The organism is Kribbia dieselivorans NBRC 106261, from assembly GCF_001552435.1.
GTDB lineage: Bacteria > Actinomycetota > Actinomycetes > Actinomycetales > Dermatophilaceae > Kribbia > Kribbia dieselivorans.
Map to the genome: position 1 here is coordinate 1 of NZ_BCRE01000032.1, position 4,639 is coordinate 4,639.

2 protein-coding genes and 1 pseudogene are annotated in these 4,639 nt (G+C 69.7%); all 3 read right to left on the reverse strand.

Annotated features, from left to right (window positions below):
- Positions 1–49 precede the first annotated feature (49 nt).
- The gene (gene pgm / locus KD1_RS02940) at positions 50–1,690 is read right to left on the reverse strand and encodes a phosphoglucomutase (alpha-D-glucose-1,6-bisphosphate-dependent) (protein WP_068397290.1); all 1,641 of its coding nucleotides are present in this window, start codon (positions 1,688–1,690) and stop codon (positions 50–52) included.
- A gap of 61 nt (positions 1,691–1,751) precedes the next feature.
- Positions 1,752–4,106, reverse strand: a complete 2,355-nt coding sequence (gene glgB / locus KD1_RS02945; protein ID WP_157073130.1) for a 1,4-alpha-glucan branching protein GlgB — start codon at positions 4,104–4,106, stop codon at positions 1,752–1,754.
- A 3-nt stretch (positions 4,107–4,109) separates the two neighbouring features.
- Positions 4,110–4,639: pseudogene (locus KD1_RS16730) on the reverse strand (1,4-alpha-glucan branching protein GlgB); the annotation flags it as partial.

A 4,639-nucleotide genomic window follows, 5' to 3' on the forward strand; every position in this document is an offset into this window, starting at 1 on the left:
TCCTGAGGCGGCCCGAAACCATCACTCAACGTGAAGGGGAAGTGCAGCGTCAGCGCAGGGCCGCGCCGACGACCTCCTTCGCGGCCTCCTGCACCTGCGCGAGGTGCTCCGGCCCGCGGAACGACTCGGCGTAGATCTTGTACACGTCCTCCGTGCCGGACGGGCGCGCCGCGAACCACGCGTTCTCGGTCGTGACCTTCAGGCCCCCGATCGGCGCGTTGTTGCCCGGCGCGACCGTCATCCGCGCCGAGATGGGCTCACCGGCGAGGCTGTCGGCGGTGACGTCGTCGGGCGTCAGCGCCTTGAGCCGCGCCTTCTGCTCGCGGGTGGCCGGAGCGTCGATCCGCGCGTACGCGGGTTCGCCATGCTGGTCGACGAGCTCGCCATAGATCTGGCTGGGCGTCTTGCCGGTGGCCGCGAGGATCTCCGAGGCGAGCAGCGCCAGGATGATCCCGTCCTTGTCGGTCGTCCAGACGCTCCCGTCCCGCCGCAGGAACGACGCTCCGGCACTCTCCTCACCACCGAACCCGAACGACCCGTCGATCAGACCCGGCACGAACCACTTGAACCCGACCGGCACCTCGACGAGCGTGCGGCCGACCTGCGCGGCGACCCGGTCGATCATCGAACTCGACACCAGGGTCTTGCCGATCGCCGCACCGGCGCCCCAGCCCGACCGCGCTCCGCCGAACAGGTGCCCGATCGCCACGGCGAGGAAGTGGTTGGGGTTCATCAGGCCGGCGTCGGGGGTGACGATGCCGTGCCGGTCGGAGTCCGCGTCGTTGCCGGTGGCGATGTCGTAGGCCTCCCGCTGCTCGATGAGCGAGGCCATCGCGTAGGGCGACGAGCAGTCCATCCGGATCTTGCCGTCCCAGTCCAGCGTCATGAACCGCCACGTCGGGTCGACCAATGGGTTGACGACCGTGAGGTCCAGCCGGTGCTGCTCGGCGATCCGGCCCCAGTACGCCACCGACGCGCCACCGAGCGGGTCCGCGCCGATGCGCACGCCCGCCGCCCGGATCGCGTCGATGTCGATGACGTTCGGCAGGTCCGCGACGTAGTCGCCGAGGAAGTCGTGACCCGACACCGCTGCCCGCGCCCGACTGAACGGCACCCGCTTGACGTCGCCCAACCCACCGGCGATGAGCTCGTTGGCCCGCTGCGCGATGACCGAGGTGGCATCGGTGTCGGCAGGCCCACCGTGCGGCGGGTTGTACTTGAAGCCACCGTCGTAGGGCGGGTTGTGCGAGGGCGTGACGACGATGCCGTCGGCCAACCCGGCGCCGGTCGTGCGACCCTGGTTCGCCCGGAGGATCGCGTGGCTCACCGCCGGGGTCGGGGTGTACCCGTCAGCGTCGTCGACGAGCACGGTGACGTCGTTGGCGACGAGCACCTCCAGCGCGGTCGACCACGCCGGTTCGCTCAGCGCGTGCGTGTCACGGCCGATGAACAGCGGGCCGTCGAAACCCTGCGTGCGGCGGTAGTCGCAGATCGCCTGCGTCGTGGCCAGGATGTGGGCCTCGTTGAACGCCGTGCGCAACGACGATCCGCGGTGCCCGGAGGTGCCGAAGGCGACCTGCTGGTCGACGTTCTCCGGGTCTGGCGTGAGGGTGTAGTACGCCGTGACGAGCGCGGGGATGTCGGTGAGGTCCTCGGCAGCGGCGGGCTGGCCGGCACGGGGGTCGGTCATGGCGATGGTCCTTCCTTCTCGATGTCGGCTGGTCGGTGTCGGCCGGTTCAGTGGCGTCGGGTCAGCGATCGGAGCGTCGTTCGCCGGCCGAGGGGATCTCGCCCACCGGCTCGACACCCTCGGGCACGGTCATCCCGGCCGGATTGGCGGCGACGCTGTCACTGCCCAGCGCACCCGACCCACGTGAGGCGGTGTGCGAATCCCCGACGTGACCGTGCTCCGTCTGGCTGACCGGGGCGAGGTAGATCGCCGTCATGCGCGGCAGGTACAGCTCGGCCGAGTACGGCTGCCGGTCCCACGGGATCTCCTCGGCGGTGAGCACGACGTCGGCCTGGCTGGGGGAGCCGTAGCGGTCGTAGCCGCTGGTGTCCAGGAGCACGCGCCACTGCCCGGCGCGCGGCAGACCGAAACGCACGCGACCGCGATCCGACCCGCCGAACGAGACGAGCACGGCCATGACCTCGTCGCCGGCGTGATCCGGATCGCCGTAGCGCAGGAACGAGAGCGTGTTCGCCTGGTTGTCGTCGGCGTTGAGCCACTCGAAGCCGGCCGGGTCGGAGTCGAGTGCCCACAGCGCCTCGTGGTCGCGGTAGATGACGTTGAGCTGGGCGATGAGATCACGCATCCGGTAGTGGGCCGCGTGATCGGTCAGCCACCAGTCCAGCGAACGCTCGGCATTCCACTCCGCCGTCTGAGCGAACTCCTGACCCATGAAGAGCAACTGCTTGCCCGGGTGGGCCCACATGTACGCGTAGTACGCCCGCAGGGTCGCGAGCTTCTCGTCGTGCTCGCCGGGGATCTTCGCCAGCATCGCCCCCTTGCCGTGCACGACCTCATCGTGGCTGATCGGCAGCATGTAGTTCTCGGAGTAGGCGTACAACAGCGCGAACGTCAGCATGTTGTGGTGGTACTGCCGGTTGATCGGGTCCTCCGCCAGGAAGCGCAGGGTGTCGTTCATCCAGCCCATGTTCCACTTAAGCCCGAAGCCCAAGCCGCCGGCGTCGGTGGTCTTGGTCACCCCCGGCCAGGCGGTCGACTCCTCGGCGATGGTGACGATGCCGGGGGAGCGCTTGTACGACGTCGCGTTGAACTCCTGCAGCAGCCCGATGGCCTCGAGGTTCTCTCGGCCGCCGTACTGGTTGGCGACCCACTGACCGTCCTCACGGGAGTAGTCGAGGTAGAGCATCGAGGCGACCGCGTCGACGCGCAATCCGTCGGCGTGGAACTCCTCGAGCCAGTACAGCGCGTTGGCGACGAGGAAGTTGCGCACCTCGGTGCGGCCGAAGTCGAAGACGTGCGTGCCCCAGTCGGGCTGGTCACCGCGGCGCGGGTCGGGGTGCTCGTACAGCGCCTCGCCGTCGAAGCGGGCCAGCGCCCACTCGTCCTTGGGGAAGTGCGCCGGCACCCAGTCGAGAATGACGCCGATCCCGGCCTGGTGCAGGCGGTCGACGAGGTGACGGAACTCGTCGGGCGTGCCGAAGCGCGAGGTCGGAGCGTAGTACCCGGTGACCTGGTAGCCCCAACTCGGCGCGTACGGGTGCTCCATGACGGGCATGAACTCGACGTGCGTGAAGCCCATCCGGGTGACGTATTCGGTGAGCTGGTCGGCCAGTTCGAGGTAGCTCAGGCCCTCGACCCACGAGCCGAGGTGTACCTCGTACACGCTCATCGGGCCGGTGTGCGGGTTGCGGCGGGCCCGGGCGGTCATCCACTCCTCGTCGCCCCACGCGTACGACGACTGCGTCACCACCGAACTCGTCGCCGGCGGCACCTCGGTGCGGCGGGCCATGGGGTCGGCCTTCTGCACGCGCCCGCCGCCGGGCGTGCGGATCGAGTACTTGTAGTTGTCGCCGACCCCGACGCCCGGCACGAAGATCTCCCACACCCCGGTCGAGCCCATGGAGCGCAGTTGGTGCTGCTGGTCGTTCCACCCGTTGAAGTCGCCGATGACGCCGACGGCCTTGGCGTTGGGGGCCCACACCGCGAATGACGTGCCATGAACCTGGCCGAGCGGTCCGTCGAAGGTGCGCACGTGCGAGCCGAGCACCTGCCACAACTGCTCGTGGCGGCCCTCACCGATGAGGTGGAGGTCGAGTTCGCCGATGGTCGGAGCGAAGCGGTACGGGTCATCCTGGACGTGCTCGAACCCGTCGTCCCACGTCACGAGCACGCGGTAGTCCATGGTCGCGCCCTGCCCCTCGCGTACGGCCTCCCACACGCCCTTGATGACGTGCACCGCGTCGAGTTCGACGCCGTCCTCGAAGCGGATGCGCACGCTGACCGCGTAGGGACGCAGCACGCGCACGTGCAGGCCGTCGGCCTCGACATGGTTGCCCAGCACACTGTGCGGATTCGCGTGGCGAACCTCGGCGACCGCGGTCAGGGCTCGGATCGTCTCGGTGGAGGGTGCAGCCATGATTCAGATCTCCGTGCTTCGTCGGTGGGCGATGAGTCGGGTGATGGCGTTGACCGGCAGGGGCAGCCAGGTCGGCCGATGGCGGGCTTCATAGTCGACCTCGTAGAGGGCCTTGTCGAGCACATAGGCGTCGAGGAGCGCGGTGGTGTCGAGCGTCGTGATCGCGGGCGCCGTGATCTCGGGCCCGGCGGGGTCGGTCGTCGCGGCGTCGGCGGAGATCGCGCTCAGGTAGGCCTCGAGGAACGCCGCCTCGGCCCGGGCGGCCGCAGCGCTCGCCTCGGGGGAATCCGCCACCGCTCCGGCGTAGTCGTAGGAGCGCAGCATGCCGGCGACGTCGCGCCACGGCTGGTCGAGCTCGCTGCGCTGGGCCAACGGGCGCAACGGCTCGCCCTCGAAGTCGATGAGGACCCAACCGCGCTCCGGCACGTCGAGGGCCTGGCCGAGGTGCAGGTCGCCGTGGATCCGCTGCAACCGCGGCCACTGCGCGGCGCGGGCCCGCTCGAACACCTCGAGGATCGCCGGGCGCAGGCCCT